Consider the following 20,859-nt stretch of genomic DNA (forward strand, 5'->3'; position numbering starts at 1 on the left):
AGCGCACGTCATGGCTTTCCCGTACATTCGCACTATGGGAACCGAGGTCGATGCGTTCCTCGGCCGGCTGGCCCGCCACCTCAGACCACAGGTGACGAAGCTGGCGGTCCTAATGCTCCGGCGCCTGAACGACGAGTTCCCCGAGCTGTGGGAGAACGCGGACATCGAGGCCCTGACCCTGGAGGAGACGGCCCAGCACGTCACCGTCCTGCTGGATCTCCTGGAGAACCGCCCCAGCGCGAGCGTGCCGGGGGCTCCTCCGGCCGCATTGGACATCGCCCGCCTCTACGCCCGGCGGGGAATCCCGGTGAGCCGGCTCCTCCGTTCCTACCGGCTCGGCCACCTCAGCCTGCTCGAACAGGTACAGGCCGAAGCTCCCCGCCTCACCGACGACTGGCACATGATCAACCTCGCCACGGTGAGGCTGGTCGCGATCGGTTTTGCCTACGTGGACCGGTCCTCGGAGGAGGTCGTCGCCGCCTACCAGGAGGAGCGCGACCATCTCCTTCAGCGTCGGCTCGCCCTCACCGACAGGGCGAGCAAGCGGATCGGGACCACGCTGGATGTCACCCGCACCGCACAGGAGCTGACGGAGGTGGGCACCGAGGAATTCGCCGATCTCGTCACCGTCGACCTCTTCGACTCCACCCTCGACGAAACGGGCACGGGTTCACCGGAGGCTCTGACGCAGCGCAGAGTCGCCCAGCGCTCCGTCCTCGACGGCTGTCCGGAGTCCCTGCTCCGCATCGGCGAGGCCCACTCCTACCCCGACGACTCGGCACCGGCTCGCACACTGGTCACCGGGCGATCCGTCCTGCACCACATCGCGGGGACCGAGATGCCCACGTGGGTGGCGCCGTCGGAGTCCCAAGGCTGAGTACTGCGCGACCTCGGTCTTCACTCCGTACTCCTCGTCCCTTTGCACGCCCGTGGAGACACCCTCGGCCTGGTGCAGTTCGTACGCCACCGCACCTCGGCGCCCTTCGACGACGATCTCCTGCTGGCGCAGGAGATCGTCTCCAGGGCGGCGGTGTCCATCGACAACGCCCGCCGGTACACCCGTGAACGTTCCACCGCGCTCACCCTCCAGCGAACCCTGCTGCCGCGCCACACGGTGAAACAGTCGGCCGTCGAAACGGCCTCGCGTTACCTGCCCGCCGGGTCCCGCGCGGGTGTGGGCGGTGACTGGTTCGACGTCATTCCGCTGTCCGGGGCCCGCGTCGCGCTCGTCGTCGGCGACGTGGTCGGACGCGGCCTGCACGCCGCCGCCACCATGGGCGGGCTCCGCACCGCCGTCCGTGCCTTCGCCGACATCGACCTCATGCCCGACGAACTCCTCACACATCTGGACGACGTGGTCATCCGGATGCAGCGCGAGGAGTCCCGGGACGAGGGTGAGACCAGCGCCACCTGCCTGTACGCGATCTACGACCCGGTCTCCCGCCGGTGCTCCCTGGCCAGTGCCGGGCATGTCCCACCGACCGTGGTGGCTCCCTCGGCCGCAGGCGAGGCCACCCGGACCTCCAGGGTGGTCGAGACGCCCGAGATGCCAATCGGGCCGCCCCTCGGCCTGGGCGGGCTTCCTTTCGAGACGATCGAGGTCGAGCTGCCGGAGGACAGTCTGCTGGTCCTGCACACCGATGGGCTGATCGCCGGCCGCACGCGAGACGTGGACCTCGGACTCTCCACGCTGCGCGAGGTCCTCGCCTCAGCGCCGGACTCGCTGGAGGAGACCTGCGACCGGCTGCTGGCCGCACTGCTGCCCAGCCACCCCGCCGATGACGTCGCCCTGCTCGTCACCCGGACCCGTGCCCTCGACCCGGACCACGTCGCCACGATGGACCTCCCGTCCGATCCGGCGGCCGTGTCCGGGGCCCGCCGCTTCGCCTCCGGCATCCTGGCGGCCTGGGAGCTGGAAGACCTCTCCTTCACCACGGAGCTGGTCGTCAGCGAACTGGTGACGAACGCGATCCGCTACGGCAGGGCCCCCGTCCAGCTGCGGCTGATCCTCCAGTCGACGCTCACCTGCGAGGTCTCCGACGCCAGCAGCACCGCCCCGCATCTGCGCCGCGCCCGGATCTTCGACGAAGGCGGACGCGGCCTGCTCCTGGTGGCCCAGCTCACCGAACGCTGGGGTACACGACACGGCCGCGACGGAAAGGTCATCTGGGCCGAGCAGGCTCTCCCCCCGAACGGCGCGTCGATCACCGCGGGACTGTGACGCCGGTCCGGCCGACTTGTTCGTTCGACTAAGTCGATATAGTGGGCGTATGGCTCATGTTTCCGCGGCGGAGCGCCGCCCCCAGTTGATCAAGGCGGCCATCGACCTCATGACCCGGGAGGGCGTCGCCGCGGGAAGCACCCGCGCCATCGCCGCGGAGCTCGGCGTCGCGCAGGCCACCGTCCACTACACCTTCGGCACGAAGGAGGATCTCTACCGGGCGGTGATGGACCAGATCACCGACGAGCTGGTCGCGCAGGTACAGCGGGCGGCGCCGGAGGACGCGGGCTTCGAGAAGACCTTCAGCGCCTTGGCGGGGGCCTTGTGGGGCACCGTGCGCGAGCCGACGACGCACCACCAGCTGCTCAGCGAACTGACCATGTTCGCCCTGCGTGTGCCCGGCCTCAACGAGGCCCGGCAGAGCCACTATCAGCGGGTCATCGAGGTGACCGCACAGGTGATCGCCGAAACGGCGGACAGGACGGGACAGAAACTGGCCGAGTCCCCGGAAACAGTGGCTCGGTTCTTCCTCTCCGGCTTCGACGGACTCACCATGCAGGTCCTGCTGTCTGTGCCGGACGAGGCCACGGAGCGGACGGGTCTCAGGGCGCTCGTCGCCGCGACCGTGGCGCTGGCCAAGGGGGATCTCGACCTCCCGGACGTACCGATGGCCTGACACGACGCGGAAACGGTTGTGGGCGCACCTTCCCAGGTGCGCCCACAACCGTTTCCGCCTCCTCGTGAGAATCAGCCGGCCCAGACGTCCTCGACGTAGCGCCCGGACTCGACGAGCTCGGCGAGCCAGGCCACGGCCTGCTCATCGCTCGCGCCGGTCCGTTCGCGGTAGATCGCCATGAACGCTTCCCGTACGGCCGGTGCCATACGGCGGCCGTCGCCGCAGATGTAGACGCGTCCGTCGGACTCCAGTACCGACCACACCTCCTCGCTCTCGCGGGCGATGCGCTCCTGGACGAAGCGGGCGCCGTTCTCGGGGGCGTGCATGAAGGTGGGGCGCATGCTGACGGCGCCGGCCGCCTCGGCTGCCTCGAACTCCTCCCGGTGGAGGAAGTCCACGTCGGGATGGTCGCAGCCGAAGTAGCAGAGCAGGGTGCCGGTCGAGCCGGCGTGATGGCGGTCGAGGACCGCGCCGCGGAAGGGCGCGAGGCCGGTGCCCGCGCTGATCAGGATCACCGGTACGGAGGTGTCCTCGGGGAGGCGGAAGGACTCGCTGCACGGCAGGACCCGGGCCTGGATCACGTCGCCCGCGTTCACGGTCTGCAGGAAGTGCGAGGCGATGCCCCGGAAGGTGCCCTCCCCCGACCGGTGGGGCGCGGCGAGCAGGGACACCATCAGGTCGGCCTCGCCGGGCCGGGCCGCGGCGGACGACGAGATCGAGTAGTGCCGGGGACGCAGCACCGGCAGCAGCTCCAGGAAGCGTTCGAAGGGCAGTTCGCACGCGCGGTAGCGCTCCAGGAGGTCCAGGACGCTGAGCCCTGCGAGGGTCACCTGCTCCCGGAAGGTCTCGGGATCGTCGGTGGCGAAGGCGGTGAGCGGCTGCTTCTCGGGCGGGCAGGAAGTGTGCTCGGCGAGCACGGCGACCTGCTCCTGGGTGGCCGCGTCCTGCAGCTCGACGAAGTCGGTGAGCAGGCGGCGCAGGGTCAGCGGCCGGTCGACGGGCAGGGCGCCCCGGCTCCGGCGGCGGGCGCGCAGCCGGACGGTGCGGTCCAGGTCCAGGCCGAAGCGATCGGCGACACGCTGGACGAGGGCCTCGGGGTTGCTGGGCAGGACGGCCAGATGATCAGCGGTGCGGTAGCTGACGCCCTCGGGCAGACGGAGCCGCAGGAACCGCTTGGAGCGCCCCAGTTCGTGGTCGGTGTCGACGAGTTCGTACGCTTCGAGGACCTCCATCGGCTGGACGCCGTGGCGCTCGGCGAGACCGCCGAGGACCGACTCCGAGGTGTCCTCCAGCTCGTACAGCCCTTCTGCTTCCGCCTCGGGTGCGGGGGCGGCCGCTTCGCCGGCGACCGCTTCGCCGTACTCGTCCAGCAGGACCGTCCACAGGTCTTCCGTCCACTGGTCGACCGCTCCGCCGAAGTCGCCGGAGGCGTCGGCGGCGCCGCGCTCCAGAAGCGGGACGGCACCGGCGGCGGACAGACGCTCGTCGATCAGGGTGGGGATGCGCTGGTAGGTCGCCGCCCAGTTGCGGTCGCCGACACCGAGGACGGCGTACCGCAGCCCCGTCAGCGAGCCGGGGGCAAGGTTCTCCAGAGCGGCGACGAACTCGGCTGCGTCGTCGGTGGGGCGACCGTTGTAGGAAGCGGCGACGATGACGACGGGGCCTTCGGTGCCGGTCAGCCTTTCCGTGTACGCGTTGAGGGCGGCGACGGACGGGGTGAAGCCGTGCTCCTCGCCGTCGCCGCCGAGGTCGCGGACGATACCGGCGCAGGTGCCGAGGTTGGATCCGTGCAGCAGGGTCAGCGCGGTGCCGCTCGCACGGCGCGTCACGGTGGCGGTCCGGCCCGCGACGGGATCCGCCGCCGTCACGGCGGGCAGCCGCCGTTCGTCGCTGGTGCGGCGGGCGAGCCGGAGGCTGAACCCGTCGGGCTTGATGGTCAGCGTCGACTTGATCTTCAGCTGGTAGTCGGTGTGGTCGATCAGACGGTAACGGTGCACCAGCAGGCCCAGCAGCAGGGTGGCCTCGTGCAGCGCGAACTGGCGGCCGATGCAGGCCCGCTCGCCGTTGCCGAACGGCTTGAAGGCGTGCACCGAGCGGGCCGCCTCCCGCTCGGGAGTGAAGCGCTCGGGATCGAACAGCTCGACGTTCTCCCCCCAGGCCGCGTCACGGTGAAGGGCCGAGGTGATCACCATCAGCGACTCCCCCTTCCGCACGGGGTACTTGCCGCCGATGACGGTGTCCTCGATCGGCTCGACGGCGTACCCGGGCGCCGTCGGCCACATCCGAAGGCTCTCGTTGAGGATTTGACGGATGTAAGTGAGCTTGCCGATGTCGCCGTACTGGGGATCCGGGGAGTCGGTGTCACCCCACAGGGCGTCCACCTCGGCCTGGGCCCGGGCGAGCACCTCCGGATGCTTGGTCAGGTAGTACAGGGCGAAGGAGAGCGCACTGCTGGTGGTCTCGTGGCCGGCGATCAGGAAGGTGATCACCTGGTGGCGGATGTTGACGTCGTCCAGCAGCTCGCCGGTGGCGGGGTCCTCGGTGTGCAGCATCAGCCCCATCAGGTCGTCCGTGCTGGTGTCGCCGGAGGCGCGGCGCTCCTTGATCACCTCGTCGACGAGGTCCGTCATCAGGTCGACGTCCTTGCGGAACTGCTCGACCTTCTTCCTCTTGAACAGCTCGGAGCCCGGCATGGACTCGCCCTTCTCCTGGGCGAAGACGAGAGCCCGGGCCATCGCGTCGACGAACGGATGCAGGTCGTTGCGCCGGAAGGACTGAAAGTCGTAGCCGAAGCCGCACAGACCGATCGTGTCGAAGGTCAGCCGGGTCATCTCGTCGGGCACGTCCACCGTCTGCACCCCGGCCAGCCGGTCCCACTTGCCGATCAGTGAGCGGGCGACCTTCAGCATCGGGGCGTGGTAGCTGCGCATCGCGCCCAGCGAGAACGCGGGCATGAGGATGTCATGGGCCTTGCGCCAGTTCGGTTCGTGGTTGTAGGCGGTGAACAGACCGTCCCCGGCCAGGGCCCGAACCTCGACCAGGTCGGCGTGGACATGCTTGCGGAAGCGGGTCTCGTCCGACAGTTCGGTCACGAGGTCCAGGCCGCCGATCATGACGGTCTCCCTCCCGAAGATCCGCAGCCGGTACACGGGCCCGAATTCCTTGAACTCCTTCAGCAGGTAGGCCAGGAAGTCCGCGCCCGCGGGAACGTTGAACGCGTGGCCTACGAGGGGCAGCGGGGGGCGCTCGGGGATCGCCCGCGCCGTACCTACGGACACCTGAGTCATGAGCGTGCCTTTCGTTGCACTCCAGCAGTCGCCAACCACGTTACACGCGACTTTGTCGGGTGAACATGTCGGTTGACTGTATTGAATGACACAGCCACGGGGCGGAACTCGGAACCTCCCGCCGACGTCCGGCGGAAGCGGCTTGACAGATGACCTCGTCAATAGACACGGTTATACGACATGGTCAGTCGACCATGTCGAGCGCATGAGCTACGTGCGCGCTTCTTCCCACCGAGCACATCGAGGTTTCCGCATGAACACCATGCAGGCCGGACGGCTGCGCCTGGACACCCGCACCTTCGCCGTCGAAGAGGTCCCGATCCCCGTCCCCGGCCCGGGCGAGGTCCTCGTCGAGGTGCGGGCGGCGGGCGTCTGCCTGTCGGACGTCCACCTGATCGACGGCAGTCTGAGCCCCTTCTTCCCCACCGACGCGGTCACGGAGGCGGGCGCCGTCACCCTCGGCCACGAGGTGGCCGGTGTCGTCCACACCCTCGGCCCGGACGTGAAGGGCGGCTGGACGCCCGGGCAGCGCGTGGTCCTCCAGGCCGGAGAGGCGTGCGGCGACTGCGGCGGCTGCCTGCGCCGGATGACGTGCCACCGACCGCTCACCCGCGGCCTGGACTACGACGGCGGCTGGGCGCAGTACACGATCGCCCGCGAGGGCACGCTGCTGCCCATCCCGGACGACCTGCCCTTCGACCAGGCCGCGATCATCCCCGACGCGGTCTCCACCCCGTACGCCGCGATCGTGGGAACCGGCGCCGTCCGCCCCGCCCAGGCGGTCGGCATCTGGGGCGCGGGCGGCCTCGGCGCCCACGCCGTACGGCTCGCCCGGATGGTCGGCGCGGCCCCGATCATCGCGATCGACCCGCTGCCGTCGGCCCGCGAGCGAGCCCTCGTCTTCGGCGCGGACGTCGCCCTCGACCCGCTCGCCCCGGGCTTCGCGGAGGCGGTGCGGGAGGCGACGGCCGGGCGCGGCCTCGACGTCGCCTTCGACTTCGCCGGCGTGGGCGCCGCCCGCGCCCAGGCCGCGTCGGTCCTCGGCCCGTTCGGTTCGCTCGTCCTCGCCGGACTCACCCCGGAGCCGGTCACGATCGCCGACAGCATCGGATTCTGCTTCAACGTCAACCAGGTCCGCGGCCACTACGGCTCCGAGCCCGAGCACGTGGAGCAGCTCGTCGGCCTGGCCTCGGCCGGACGCATCGACCTGGCCCCCTCCATCACGGCCCACGTCCCGCTGGCCGAGGCCGCGGATGCCGTCGCCCGCCTGGAGAAGAAGGTCGGCGACCCGATCCGCCTGGTGCTCACCCCCTGAGCGGGAGGGGCGGCGGCCGGCTCGCCGCGCCCGGCACGGGCGTTCCGGCCACCGCCCCCACCGTCAGGCGCCCGGCTCGCCGTCCAGCGCCGCGACCATGCCGGCCACGATCACCGTGTTGAAGACGAACGCGATGGTCGCGCTGGCCGCCACCGTCCGGCGCATCTCCCGCGACATCACCGCGACGTCCGTCGTACCGAATGTCGTCATACCGACAGGGCGAAGTACACGTAGTCGGCCCAGGCCGGCGCCCGGCCACCCGGGAAGTCCAGCGCCACCTCGTCCTCCACGAGGTCGTCGGCAGGGAACGCAACCGCGAAGGCGACCAGGACGCAGGCCCAGGCGGCGACGAGACCGAGCGCCGTCAGCACCCGCGCGGTCGCCGGGAGGGCGGACCCGGATGCCCGGGACGCCAGACCGCCGACACCACCAGCGCCGCGGCAGGGCAGCCGACGGCTCAGCAGCCGGTGCCTCAGCCACTTCCGCCACACAGCTGAGGGTTCAACCCGTCGGCCGCCCGTCACGCATGACGATCCATCAGAAACCGCGCCGCCTGTGCGTCGAACGTGCGTCACGTGCGGCACGTGCGTCGAATATGCGTCAAGATATCGCGCCTGACGCACGTGACACCCATAACACACACTCGGAGAAATGCCAGGTCAGCGGCCCTTGTCGGCGGGCTCAAGGATCGCGACGCACTCGACGTGATGCGTCATCGAAAAGATGTCGGCCTGGACGCTGCCGGTAAAGTGCCAGGTCAGGGAGTCTTCCGAGTCCGGCTTGAGAACCGGCGGGCACCCAGAGCGTCAAATGAGCGTCACAGCCGTACGTCAATTCGACCTCGGTGATCATACGCCCGTGGCAATTACGCCTCTTGGTGCAGCGGAGCGCTCAGCATGTGCATTGGGCGGGTGCCGGTGCGGATGACCGTGAAACGGTACGGGTGACCCGAACGACGAGCGGGTGCACACTCATCCCTCGGTGCTCCGCGATGGCCGGCCGCGGAAACAAGGGCGATGACCGCCACGAGCGACAGTAGTACCGAGAAGACACTACTGCGGACGCGACCTCGGGAACGAAGCCCGCGACTCCACTGCACCCCGGTCGGCGGCGGAGCCCGGTCAGAAGGGAGAGGAGGGAGGTCCAGCAGGTTCTCGGTGCGGGTGAGCGAATACGCCTGAGCGCGGGTGAGCAACACTGCCTTTTGCAACCTGCTTTTTCGAGCCCGGCCGTTGGTGAGCCGACGCTGGCCAGTTGCCACATGAACGGCATTGTTGTCGCCGTGGCCGTGTCGGCAAGCGACCGCGCCGTGCTCCGGGCGCACTCCCGAATGAGGGTGGTGTCTCCGCAAGCTCGCCGATTGCGATGGCACCGCTCAGAGCAATACGTACCGACTGGATGGTATCCCGTGCCGGAATGCCTCTAAGCTTCGGGCGTCCCGCCGGCCGTCACGGGCCGGACCAGACGAAAAGGAGGCCGCTATGGCCGTCGATCCCACGGGTGCGGCGCTCGCCGGACTGAGCGCGCACACCCCGGACGGGCCCTTCGTCATGCTGAACCTGTTGCGTTTCGCTCCCGGCGGACGGGCGTCGTACGCCGAGTACTCCCGGCGTACGGCCGAGTTCCTGCACCGGTACGGCGGCGAACTGTTGTATGCCGGGGACGGCGGCACCCCCCTGGTCGCCGAGGACGGCCAGGCGTGGGACGCCGTACTGCTCGTTCGCTACCCGAGCCGGGAGGCATTCGGCCGCATGGTGGCCGATCCCGGATACCAGGAGGTGACCGCGCTGCGGAGCGGCGCCCTCGCCGAGGCCGTGCTCCAGCCGACCGTGCCCTGGGAGGGTCGGCGGCCACGCTGAGCCCCACGTCATGCCGCGTACCGCGGCGGGGGCCGGGCCGCGCCCCCGCCGCGCACCTCAGTCCAGGTCCGCCTTCGAGGACAGCGCGTCGCGCAGATTGGCGCGTGCATCGGCCGGCAGCAGATGGCCGTGCCGTACGGCGCGGACGTCGGCGTCGACGACCCGGGCGACGTAGCCCGCGTGGGTGGGGTACAGGCGGTCCAGTTGCGCGGCGGTGAACGGCACATGCGTTCCGAACAGCACGCAGAAGGTCTCCCCCGTGTTGTCCCCGATGTTCAGCGCCCTCGGGACCTCCACCTGGGACAGCCGGATGCCGCCGAGGGCGAGTCCGCGGGATCGCGGGCCTTGGTGCCGTCCGCGGAGAATCGCAGCCCGGGTGCCGACGGCGGGAGCACCTTCCGCTCCACCCACCGCTCGAGGTGGCTGTAGGCGGCGGCGATCGCATGGTGCAGTGGCACCTCGCTGAACGGCGGGCGGTCGCAGGCGAACTCCGGTGCGGCACCGAGGTCGCGGGTGAGCAGCGGTTCTCGGTATGCCTGTCCGAAGCGGCCGGAGTGCGCGGCGCCGGCCACCTCCCAGCGCCGGTAGTGGTCGTCGTCGGGGCGTCGGACCGGCGTGCGCACATCGGTCTCCGAGAGCACGTGGAAGACGGGTTCGTCGCCCTCGCGAGCGGGTGCCTGGCCCACGATGAAGCCGTAGCCGTCGAAGACCGGCTCCGTCTGCGGCAGCACGTGGTCGTAGTACACCGTCATCCGGTCCGCCGACTGCGAGGCGCCGATCCCGAGGACGGTCTTCGCGCGGAGGGGGCCCAGCAGCCCTCCGGTCCCCGTGCGCAGGGCCCTGGCGGCCTGCGCGTACACGTCGTAGGACAGTTCGTCGGCCGTGAACCGCCCGCCTCCGGTCACGTCGAGGCCGCCGTAGCGGGCAGGGCTCCAGGACCTGAGTTGGTCCACGCCGACGCGTTGCGCGGACACCCCGACCCAGACCTGCCCGGCACGTGTGATCTGGTCGGGCGCCAACAGGGCGTCCAGGTCGTAGCCGCCGCTGACGTTCTGCCACTCCGTCAGGACCGTGCCGTCGAACCGCGACCGGTCGGCGGGCCTCCGGACCACGACGCGCGTGGTGTACGGCACGTCCTCGGCGAGCCGTGCACCGGTCGGGCTGTAGGCGTCCGCCCGGCCGGAGAGGAAGAACTCCTGCTCGACGTAGCCTGCTTCGGCCAGCCCGGGCGCGGACAGCCAGGGATAGGTGTCCGCCGCGTCCGGCGCTTTCGGATCACCCGGCACGGTCCCGGGCACCGGCCCCTCCACAGCCGGTGTCCCGGCCTCGGCCTGCGGAGCCTTCGGCGTGGCCGCCGCTGTCGCGCCGGTGCTCGCGACGACGACGGCCAGTGCTGCCGCGGCCATCTGACGGAACGCGTCTCGCTCCCTTCCCGGAGACAGGGCTCAGGACCGCACCGGCTTGTCCCGGCTGCCGGCGCGCGACTCACGGGCGGCCGAGCAAGCGCCGTAGCGGGCCCAGGCGACCCGAGGTCGGCACCTCACGTCCGTGGTGAACGTCCGCATTGTGCGGCCGAATGCCCCGCCCTCGGGACTTCCCTCGGGCGGGGCATCACCGCATCCGTCGGTCAGCGATCCGCAGCGCTGCCCCGGACGACACAGGACCGGCTGTTCTCCCAGCCCCACCCGTCACCATCCGGGGCGGAGGCGCTGCCGTTCACGCAGTACGAGTAGCCGTTGGGCGCGAGGCCGCCGGGGACCACGCACGAGCTGCTGTTCTCCCAGCCCCACCCGTCACCGTCCGGGTCGGAGGCGCTGCCGTTCACGCAGTACGGGTAACCGTTGGGCGCGGTACCGCCCGTGCCACCGTCGTCACCGCCACCGTTGTCACCGCCGCCGTCGCCGTACACGGTGGCCGTCTTGGACGTGGCGGCGATCCCGTTGCTGCCGTTGAAGAAGCGGTCGCCCCAGCTGGTCAGCGAGTTCGGGTCGAAGCCGTTGACCATGTCGAGGTACTCGACACCGCTGCCGTTGCCGCTCCACGACCAGCCGATGTAGCCGACGCCGAGGGACTGGGCCGTCGCCATGATCGCGCCCTCGTCGGGGTTGCCGTCGCTGTGCTGGTCGCCGAACTCACCGACGACGATGGGCAGTCCGTTGCCGACGAAGGCGTTCAGGTAGTCCTGCACCTCCGTCGCGGTGTCGTAGACCCCGTACATGTGGATGGAGAAGATGGTGTTGCGGTCGGGGTCGGAAGCGAAGACCGAGGCCGCGTTGGATCGCATCGTGCCGGACCAGTCCTGGCCCCAGTTGGGCGCGTCCACCATCAGGGCGTGGTCGATGCCGGCGCCGCGGAGCTTGCCGATGGCCGACTTGGTGGCGTCCGTCCACGCGGTGTAGTTCGTGTTGCCGAAGGGCTCGTTGCCGATGTTGACGACGACGTAGTCCTCCTGGCCCTCCAGCGCGCTCTTCACGCTGATCGTCGACGTCGTCAGGCTGTGGCTGTTCAGCCACGAGAGCTGGCACGGCTTCGAGAAGTCCGAAGGTGTCTACGACGAGCAGCAGTTCGCGCTCTTCGACTACGTCATCGAGTCCGCCAGGACGCACGGGCTGCGCCTCATGCCGGTCTTCGAGAACTACTGGGAGGCGTACGGCGGCATCGACACACGTTTGCGCTGGGAGGGGCTCTCCGGTGGCCAGGCGGCCCGTGCCGCGTTCTTCGACAAGGCCCGCTGCCCGGGATGCTTCACGTCCTACAAGAACTACGTGAGCCACGCCCTCAACCGGACCAACCACTACAGCGGCGTCAAGTACAAGGACGACCCGACCATTTTCGCCTGGGACCTGATGAACGAGCCGCGCTACGAGGGCCAGAGCGACGTGGAGAACGTCGAGGGGACCACGCTGCGTGCCTGGGTCGACGAGATGGGGGCCTTCGTCAAGGAGATCGACCCCAACCACCTGCTCGGCGCCGGGATCGAGGGACACGGCACGCAGTACGGCTTCGGCGGCGACGAGGGCAACCCCTTCGTCCATCTCCAGCAGTCGCCGTACCTCGACTTCACCTCGGCGCATCCCTACCCGACGGAGCACTGGGCCAACCTGACCCTGGACGAGACGAAGGAACTGATCCGGGCCTGGATCACCGACTCGCACGAGAAGGTCGGCAAACCCTTCTTCATGGGCGAGTTCAACGTCCACAACGTCGACCGGGCGGCCTGGTGGAGCGAGATCTACGTCGACTTCGAGGCGGCAGGCGGCGACGGCAGCGCCTTCTGGTGGTATCAGGACCGCGAGATCGACGGGAAGTTCGGTGTCACTCAGGGTGATGCGGAACTCGACGTGTTCCGCGCCCACTCCGACCGCATGGCCGCCAAGAGCGGTCACACCTCCCCCACGGGCACCCCGACCTCCTCGCCCTCCACCGGAGAGCCGACGACGACCCCTGAGCCGACCACCACACCGGACCCGACCGGCACGCCCACCGCGTCACCCACGGCCGGTACACCGTGCCGGGTCGACTACCGGCTGTCGGACTGGGGGGCAACCTTCAACTCCGACGTCACCATCCACAACACCGGCAGCACGACGCTCGACGGGTGGGAGCTGTCGTTCACCTTCCCCGGCGGCCAGTCCGTCACCCAGATCTGGAACGCCACCCACGTCCAGGACGGTCGCAGCGTGACCGTGGCCCATCCCTCGGGCTACAACACGTCCATCGCCCCCGGTGCGACAGTGAACTTCGGGTTCAGCGGCGCCTCCCAGGCCGGCACGAACGGCGTCCCGGCCTCCTTCACGCTGAACGGAACGGCGTGCTCATCAGCCTGATCCGAAAGTCGACGACCCACTACTATACCGGTTCAATAACAGGGGTCGGAAAACCTGCGGAATCTGTTCGGCCGCGGTTAACGTACCGCCGTGGATCTACTTCAACCGATCATCAAGCCGTACGCATGGGGTTCACGTGACGCACTGGCCCGGCTGCAAGGGAGGAGTACTCCTTCCGCCGGGCCGGAAGCGGAGCTGTGGATGGGCGCGCATCCCTCCGGCGCCGCGGGGACGACCCGCGGCGGACAGGCCACGACACTCCTGGACGTCGTGGCCGAAGACCCGCACAGGGAGTTGGGAGCCGCATGCGTCCGGGAGTTCGGGGACAGGCTGCCGTTCCTGCTCAAGGTGCTGGCCGCCGAGCAGCCTCTGTCCATACAGGTCCACCCGGACCGGGAACAGGCACGCTCGGCCTTCGCCGCCCAGCAGGCCGAGGGCGGAGGCGGACCCTACGCGGACGACTGGCCCAAGCCCGAACTGCTCTACGCGCTGAGCCGCTTCGAGGTTCTGGCCGGTTTCCGTGACCGCGAGGAGGCCGCACAGCTCCTGGAGAACCTCGGGGTCGACGGCCTGCGTCCGGTGATCGGACTGCTGCGTGGCGGTACCGACGCGCAGGGCCTTTCCGAGGCCCTGCGCGCTGTCCTGGAACGGGCGCCGGACGAGCGCGCGCCGCTGGTGTCAGCCGTCGTGGAATCGAGTCGGCGCCTGGCACGGTCCGCGAACCCCCATGCCGCCGCGTATGCCGCGCTGGTGCGTATGGCGCGACATCACCCCGACGATCTCGGCCTCGTGGCTTCCCTGCTTCTGAACCACCGCGTCCTGGAGCCCGGCACCGCCCTGTTCATGCCGGCCGGCGGACTGCACGCCTATGTGCACGGTGTCGGCCTGGAACTGCTCGCCAACTCCGACAACGTGCTGCGCGCGGGACTGACGGCCAAGGAGGTGAACGTGCCCGAACTGCTGCGGATCACCAATCCGGCGGTGCGCGTGCCCGTGGTCACACCCACCGGGGTCGCGGGGCCGGGACCCACCTGGCTGTACGACTGCCCGGCGAGGGAGTTCGCCCTCTACAAAACCGAACTCGACGGCTCTCACGGACCTCTCGTGCCCGCCACCGGCCCTCGCATCGCCTTCTGCGCGGACGGATCGGCCCGGCTGTCCACGGGAGGCACCGAACCACTGCGACTCGCAGCCGGCAGTTCCTGCTTCCTCCCCGCCTCGGACGAGGACGTCCTGGTGGAAGGCAGGGGCACCCTGTTCGTGGCCGCCGTCGGCCTGAGCCCGGACAAGCCCTCCTCGCTCGTTCAGGACTCTCCTCCCCTCAATTGACAACGTTGTCGCCTCCTGCGAGATCCTCGACACCGCACCGCCCGGTTCGAGGCCCTGGGGCCGACCGGAGAAAGGACCGTATCGGTGTACGCCGCCCTGGACATCGGAGGGACCAAGATCGCGGGAGCGCTGGTGGACGAAGGGGGGTCCGTCGTCCACCGCGCCGAACTGCCCACGCCCGCGGGGGAATCCACGCACCGCATGGCGCGAACCGTCGACGCCGTGATCGACACGCTGTCGGCCGCTCCGGCCTGGGGCACCGTGCGTGGTGTGGGCATCGCCAGCGCCGGCCCCGTCGACACCGTGGCCGGCACGGTGAGCCCCGTGAACATCCCCGCCTGGCGCACTTTCCCCCTCGTCGAGAGCGTGCGCGCCCATCCCATGCTCTTCGCGGGCCTCGAACCCGTCCTGCTCGGGGACGCCGTGGCCATGACCGCAGCCGAGCACTGGCTCGGCGCCGCCCGCGGTGTGGACAACGCCCTGTGCATGGTGGTCTCCACCGGCGTCGGCGGCGGATACGTCCTGGACGGCCGGCTGCATCCCGGCCCCTCGGGGAACGCCGGACACATAGGCCACATCTCCGTCGGCATCGACGGACCGCCCTGCGCCTGCGGTGCGCGGGGATGCGTGGAGGGATACGCCAGCGGTACCGCCATCGCCCGCTACGCGGTACAGACGGGCTGGTCTCCCCGACCGGGTTCGCCACCTTCCGCCGCCGCGGTCGCCGTGTCCGCGCGCGAGGGCGACGAGCGCGCCCTGGCCGCGTACGACCGCTCGGCCCGAGCACTCGCCGCCGCGATCGCCGGCAGCGCGGCGCTGCTGGAGATCGAGGTCGCGGTCATCGGCGGAGGCGTCGCGCAGGCGGGCGAGACACTGTTCACACCGCTGCGCCGCCATCTGCGCGCGTTCTCGGTGCTCGACTTCGTCCGCGGCCTCGAGGTGCGCCCGGCGGCACTGGCGCGGGACGCGGGTCTGATCGGTGCGGCGGCGGCCGCTCGGCAGCATTTCGACAAATTGGGCGGAGCCACTGCGGCTTAACCGGTTTCGGTGAGCGTTGCAAATCGAGTGTCTCTGACGAGCTTTTTTTCTCGTCTCCGACATCCCTTGCCCACATTCTCGGCGGGCCGTTCCCAAGCGGGCCGGGCCCACACGCGAAGGGGCGCGGCATGGCGCCGCGCCCCTCAGCCGTCCGTCTCCGCCACCCCTACGAAGGGGGTGGGGCGGTCGACGCCCGCGGTACCAGTGACGGTGTCGCGACGGGCTGGGACGCAACGTCGTGACCGGCCAGCACCTCGAACAGCACCCGTGCGACCTGCGCACCGAAGCCGTGCACGTCGTGGCTCATCGCCGACAGCGTCGGATGCGTCAGCCGGCACAACTGGGAGTCGTCCCATGCCAGCAGCGACACGTCGTCCGGCACGGAGACGCCCATCTCGGCGGCGACACCGAGTCCGGCGACCGCCATGATGTCGTTGTCGTAGAGGATGGCCGTGGGACGCGCGGCGGACAGCAACAGGGAGCGGGTGGCGCGTGCGCCGTCCTCGCCCGAGAATCCCGTCTCGATGTGCGGCCCGCTCTCCAGGCCGAGTTCAGCCATGGTCTGCTCGAACGCGGTCGTGCGGATGGCGCTGTGTCCGAGCCCGTGGGGGCCGCCCACGTGTGCGATGCGCCGGTGCCCCAGCACCGCCAGGTAGCGCACTGCCTCGGCGACTGCGGCGGCGTCGTCGGTCCACACCGACGGGAACCCGCCGGTGAGGGACGGGTGGCCGACGGCCACGGCCGGGAGGCCGATGCGCCGCAGCGGAGCGATCCGGGGATCCTCGTGATGGAAGTCGACCAGGATCGAACCCCCTATCTGCCGCTCCCGCCACCAGCGCTCCTGCAGCCCGATCTCCTCGTCGAGCGAGCCGACCAGACGCAGCAGCAGGGAGCAGTCGCGTTCGGCCAGCACGCTCTCGATGCCGGAGACGAACTCCATGTAGAAGGGCTCCAGGCCCAGCAGTCGGGCAGGCCGGCAGATCGCCAGCCCGACGGTGTCCACCGACTGGCGCGACAGGCTGCGGGCCGAGGCGTTCGGGGCCCAGCCGAGCTGCCGGGCCACCGCGAAGATCCGCTCCCGGGTGGCGTCGGAGACCCCCGGCTTGTCGTTGAAAGCCATCGACACGGCCCCCTTGGACACGCCGGCGGCCGCGGCCACGTCCTTGATGGTGACCCGTACGGACTGTCTGCTCACGCCGGTTCCACGCAGAAGAGTGCCGCTCGCACGGCGTTGGCCCCGGTGTCGGTCGCACCAGAGACCCGCAGGCGGAGCCGTTCGCCGGGGAGCAGGGTGCGCAGTCCGGTGTCGCAGACCGCGTCGGGGCCGAGCCGGTCGGCCTGCAGGAGGAGGTCGCGTACGAGGGTGTGTGCGGTTACCACGACCTCGACATTACCCGTCCCGGAACCCATCGGGGACTCCACAGCCACGTCGTAGTGCGGGACCGGGTAGGCGAACTCCCGATCCGTCACGGAGAAGTGCACGCTCCGCAGGTCCTCGCTGTCGGCGACGAGGAACTCCTTGGTCGACTGCGGTGCGGGGGCCAGGTCCGGCGGCACGGCCCGCCGGTGCACCGAGCGGGCGGCGACGGTCACGTCGAGCACGCGCTCGGCCACCTCGGTGCCGTCCGCCCGCAGCCGGCGCAGGGTCACACGTGTCTGCCAGGGCTCGGCGGCCTGGTTGACGACGGCGAGTACGGGGCCGTCGTCACCGTCGCCGGGCTGGAGTGTGAGGAGCCGGTCCGCGTAGACCCGGCGCAGTTCGTGGTGGAGCGGCTTGAGCCGGCCGTCGCCGTCGATGGCCGACCAGGAGCTGACCGGCCAGCAGTCGTTGATCTGCCAGACGATGGTGCCGGCGCACACGGGCCAGTGCGAGCGCCAGTGCTCGATCCCGGTGGCAATCGCGCGGGCCTGCACGACCTGGGTGAGGTAGTGCCAGCGGTCGAAGTCGTCCTCGGGCAGTGCGAAGTAGCGCTCGACGCCCCGGTTCAGCTTGCCGTTGCCGTCCTCGGCCCTCTGGTGGTGCAGCATGCCGGGCGAGTCGGGCGCGAGCCGCTCGCCGGGCAGCGCGCGTCGCAGGGTCGCCATGGCGGGCGGGGCCTGCCAGCCGAACTCCGACACGAAGCGGGGCACCGAGTCGCGGTATTCGGCGTAGTCCCGGCGGTTCCAGACCTCCCAGGAGTGGTACGTGCCGTGGGCCGGGTCGTTGGGATGGTGGTCCCAGGAGCCCGACCAGGGGCTACCGGCGGTGTAGGGGCGGTTGGGGTCGAGTTCGGCGACGATCCGCGGGAGCAGGTCCAGGTAGTAGCCGCCGCCCCAGGAGTCGCCGCGCAGCTCGGGCTCCCAGTCCCAGTCGCGGAAGCCCCAGAGGTTCTCGTTGTTGCCGTTCCACAGGACGAGTGAGGGGTGCGACATGAGCCGGACAACGTTGTCGCGGGCCTCGGCCTCGACCTCGCCGCGCAGCGGCTGCTCCTCCGGGTAGGCCGCGCAGGCAAAGAGGAAGTCCTGCCAGACCATGAGGCCCAGTTCGTCGCAGGTGTCGTAGAAGGCGTCGTCCTCGTAGATGCCGCCGCCCCAGATCCGCACCAGGTCCACGCCCGCGTCGGCGGTCTGGCGCAGCCGGGTGCGGTAGCGCTCGGGGGTGATCCGGGAGGGGAACACGTCGTCGGGGATCCAGTTGACCCCGCGCGCGAAGATCCGTTCGCCGTTGACGACGAGGGTGAATCCGGTGCCGTGCTCGTCCGCCGAGCGGTCCAGTGCCACGGTCCGGAAGCCGATCCGCCGGTGCCAGGTGTCGAGGGGCCGCTCCTCGCCGGCCTCTTCGACCAGCGTGACTTCCAGGTCGTACAGGGGCTGGTCCCCGTAGCCGCGCGGCCACCACAGGGAGGCATCGGGCACCTCAAGGGTGAGTACGGCGTGCGCGCCCTGCACCGCGGCGCGCGCCTCGGCGAGGCCGTCCCCCACGGTGGCACGTACGACGAGCGGGCGGGCCGTCCCCTGCGCGGTCCGCTCGACCTCGACGCGCACCTCGACGCGGCCCGTGCCGCCGTGGACCGTCACCAGGGGGCGCACGTCGGCCAGCCGGGCCGTCGACCACCGCTCCAGCCGGACCGGGCGCCATATCCCGGCGGTCACCAGGGTCGGGCCCCAGTCCCAGCCGAAACTGCAGGCCATCTTGCGGATGTACTGGAACGGCTCCGGGTAGACGTTGGGGCGCTCCCCCGTCACCGCCCGCACCGAGGCCGCCTCGTCGTAGGCGGAGGCGAAGGCCGCCTCCAGGCGCCCGTGGCGCCCGGTGACGTCGAAGCGGTAACGCCGGTGCATGTTCCTGGTGCGGCCCAGTTCCCGGCCGTCGAGCGTGATGGTCGCGGCGGTGTCGAGTCCGTCGAAGACCAGGTCGGTCCGCTCGTACTGCTCCCCGGCCGTGTCGGCGGCCGGCAACTCGCGGACATAGGTCCAGGACCGCTGTCCGACCCAGGCCACGTCGGATTCGTTGACACCGAGGAAGGGGTCCGGGATCAGCCCGGCCGTGAGCAGATCGGTGTGGACGCAGCCGGGGACCTGAGCGGGCAGTAGGTCATCGCTGTGGCTCAGGCTCCAGCCCTCGGCGAGCGGGACGACTTCCTTCATGTACGGCTCCTTCGGCGGGACGGGCCCCGTGTCGTATGCAACGCGGCTCAACCTAACCCCACAGAAGTGAACCGGTCTAGCCCTCTCTGCACGACAGAACCCCTCCCACCGGCACAGCAGTTACTTGAATCACCTTGCTATGGCTCTCACCTCAGGTAACGATTGAGTATCGCGAGGGATTGGGAAGCTTTACCGGTTCACGACCGACTGACATAGTCGCCGTCAACCACCACCGGAGCCCGAGCCGTAATCCTTGGAAAGGAGCTGGGCACATGGGGAAGAGGACGCTGAGCGTCGCACTGCTCGCGACCGCGATGCTGACCGTTGCGGGGTGCAGCGGAGGGGGAAGCACGGATGCCGGCGAGACCGCCGCAGCGCCGGTGAACCCGGACGGCGTCTCGGGGGACATCACCGTGCTCACCAACCGCACCGACCTCGTCGAGGACGGGACGATGAAGAAGTACGCCGCCGAGTTCAACAAGACCTACCCCGACGTGAAGGTGAAGTTCGAGGGCCTCACCGACTACGAGGGGGAGGTGAAGATCCGCATGAACACGGAGGACTATGGCGACGTCCTGCTGATCCCGTCGGCGGTGGCCAAGGGCGACTACCCCAAGTTCTTCGCCCCGCTCGGCGAGACCTCGTCGATGAAGCCGAAGTACCGCTTCACCGACAAGACCGACGTCGACGGCAAGACCTACGGCATCGCCACCTTCGGAACCGCCAACGGCCTGGTCTACAACAAGGCGCTGTTCAAGAAAGCCGGGATCACCGACTGGCCGACGACGACCGAGCAGTTCCTCGCCGACCTCAAGGCCGTAAAGGACAAGACCGGGGCGACTCCGTACTACACCAACTTCAAGGACGGCTGGCCGCTCGAAAGCCCCTGGACCAACAGCGTCGGCTCCATCAGCTGCGACACCCAGAGCCACGACAAGCTCGCCGAGATGGACGAACCGTGGGCCGAGGGCAACGACCTCAACACCCTCGACACCCTGCTCTACGACATCGTCCACGAGAAGCTGTCGGAGAAGGACCCGGCCACCACCAACTGGGAGAGCTCCAAGACCCTCCTGGCCAAGGGCAAGGTGGGCAGCATGGTGCTCGGCTCCTGGGCCATCAACCAGATGCGGGACGCCGCCGAGAAGGCCGGCCAGAATCCCGACGACATCGGCTTCATGCCGCTCCCGTCGCAGAAGGACGGCACGTTCTGCTCCACCCTCGTCTCCGACTACCAGCAGGCCGTCAACATCCACTCCGACCACAAGGAGGCCGCACGGGCGTGGATCGACTGGTTCACCGAGAAGTCCGGGTACGCGGCCAAGGAGGGCGCCGTCTCCGCCCTCAAGTCCGAGGGTCTGCCGGAGACACTCAAGGACTACGTTGACAACGATGTCAAGACGATCGAGCGCTCGGCGGCACGGACGGCCGAAGTGGACGCCATCGACAACGCCTCCGAGATCGGGCTCAACAAGCCGGACTACCGGAAGAAGCTCATCGACACCGCCCGCGGCGCCACCGACGGATCACTCAAGAGCTACTTCGACGACCTGAACAAGCGCTGGGCCGAGGCCAGGCAGACCGCCGACTCCTGACCCCGGCCCCGCCTGCGCCCAGCACCCGCCGGGTCCCCGCCCTGCCTCCCCGGAGCGGGACCCGGCGCCCAGCGCCCTCAGCGGA

The 20,859-nt window shown here is 69.9% G+C and carries 10 protein-coding genes and 4 pseudogenes; 8 read left to right on the forward strand and 6 right to left on the reverse strand.

The features are described from left to right. Positions 1–10 precede the first annotated feature (10 nt). A pseudogene (locus tag ACIRG6_RS27845) lies at positions 11–2,221 on the forward strand (ATP-binding SpoIIE family protein phosphatase). Between the two features lie 49 nt (positions 2,222–2,270). After that, complete coding sequence (locus ACIRG6_RS27850; RefSeq protein WP_364677602.1) at positions 2,271–2,897, forward strand: TetR/AcrR family transcriptional regulator; 627 nt, start codon at positions 2,271–2,273, stop codon at positions 2,895–2,897. A 71-nt stretch (positions 2,898–2,968) separates the two neighbouring features. Here ACIRG6_RS27850 and ACIRG6_RS27855 read toward each other — a convergent pair whose 3' ends face one another. Next, entirely contained in the window at positions 2,969–6,184 is a 3,216-nt protein-coding gene (locus ACIRG6_RS27855; RefSeq protein ID WP_403324925.1) for a bifunctional cytochrome P450/NADPH--P450 reductase, read from the reverse strand. 253 nt (positions 6,185–6,437) lie between these two features. Between ACIRG6_RS27855 and ACIRG6_RS27860 the strand changes: the two genes are divergently transcribed. Continuing rightward, positions 6,438–7,499: a zinc-binding dehydrogenase gene (locus ACIRG6_RS27860; protein WP_364677598.1), complete on the forward strand. Its 1,062-nt coding sequence runs from the start codon at positions 6,438–6,440 to the stop codon at positions 7,497–7,499. A gap of 63 nt (positions 7,500–7,562) precedes the next feature. Here ACIRG6_RS27860 and ACIRG6_RS27865 read toward each other — a convergent pair. Continuing rightward, positions 7,563–7,941 (reverse strand): annotated as a pseudogene (locus tag ACIRG6_RS27865) (DUF1345 domain-containing protein); the annotation flags it as partial. Between the two features lie 1,039 nt (positions 7,942–8,980). Here ACIRG6_RS27865 and ACIRG6_RS27870 point away from each other — a divergent pair. Continuing rightward, the gene (locus ACIRG6_RS27870; RefSeq protein WP_364820123.1) at positions 8,981–9,358 is read left to right on the forward strand and encodes a DUF1330 domain-containing protein; all 378 of its coding nucleotides are present in this window, start codon (positions 8,981–8,983) and stop codon (positions 9,356–9,358) included. 57 nt (positions 9,359–9,415) lie between these two features. Here ACIRG6_RS27870 and ACIRG6_RS27875 read toward each other — a convergent pair. Continuing rightward, positions 9,416–10,764: pseudogene (locus ACIRG6_RS27875) on the reverse strand (alpha/beta hydrolase domain-containing protein). 221 nt (positions 10,765–10,985) lie between these two features. Continuing rightward, positions 10,986–11,837, reverse strand: a pseudogene (locus ACIRG6_RS27880) (cellulase family glycosylhydrolase); the annotation flags it as partial. 22 nt (positions 11,838–11,859) lie between these two features. Between ACIRG6_RS27880 and ACIRG6_RS27885 the strand changes: the two are divergent. The 3 genes from ACIRG6_RS27885 (at position 11,860) to ACIRG6_RS27895 (ending at position 15,552) form a co-directional block, all read left to right on the forward strand. Next, a complete protein-coding gene (locus tag ACIRG6_RS27885) occupies positions 11,860–13,185 on the forward strand; it encodes a cellulose binding domain-containing protein (protein ID WP_403324972.1) in 1,326 nt (441 codons plus the stop codon). A gap of 90 nt (positions 13,186–13,275) precedes the next feature. Beyond that, positions 13,276–14,514: a mannose-6-phosphate isomerase, class I gene (gene manA / locus ACIRG6_RS27890; RefSeq protein ID WP_403324926.1), complete on the forward strand. Its 1,239-nt coding sequence runs from the start codon at positions 13,276–13,278 to the stop codon at positions 14,512–14,514. 84 nt (positions 14,515–14,598) lie between these two features. Then, entirely contained in the window at positions 14,599–15,552 is a 954-nt protein-coding gene (locus ACIRG6_RS27895) for an ROK family protein (RefSeq protein WP_403324927.1), read from the forward strand. Between the two features lie 166 nt (positions 15,553–15,718). Here ACIRG6_RS27895 and ACIRG6_RS27900 read toward each other — a convergent pair whose 3' ends face one another. Beyond that, positions 15,719–16,747, reverse strand: a complete 1,029-nt coding sequence (locus ACIRG6_RS27900) for a LacI family DNA-binding transcriptional regulator (RefSeq protein ID WP_364820132.1) — start codon at positions 16,745–16,747, stop codon at positions 15,719–15,721. Further along, entirely contained in the window at positions 16,744–19,179 is a 2,436-nt protein-coding gene (locus ACIRG6_RS27905) for a glycoside hydrolase family 2 protein (protein WP_364677586.1), read from the reverse strand. The genes ACIRG6_RS27900 and ACIRG6_RS27905 overlap by 4 nt, the downstream gene beginning before the upstream one ends. Before the next feature lie 272 nt (positions 19,180–19,451). Here ACIRG6_RS27905 and ACIRG6_RS27910 point away from each other — a divergent pair, with 272 nt between their 5' ends. Continuing rightward, complete coding sequence (locus tag ACIRG6_RS27910; RefSeq protein ID WP_364677585.1) at positions 19,452–20,774, forward strand: ABC transporter substrate-binding protein; 1,323 nt, start codon at positions 19,452–19,454, stop codon at positions 20,772–20,774. Positions 20,775–20,859: the final 85 nt, after the last annotated feature.

Origin of the sequence: Streptomyces flaveolus (assembly GCF_044765825.1) — a bacterium.
Lineage (GTDB): Bacteria > Actinomycetota > Actinomycetes > Streptomycetales > Streptomycetaceae > Streptomyces > Streptomyces flaveolus.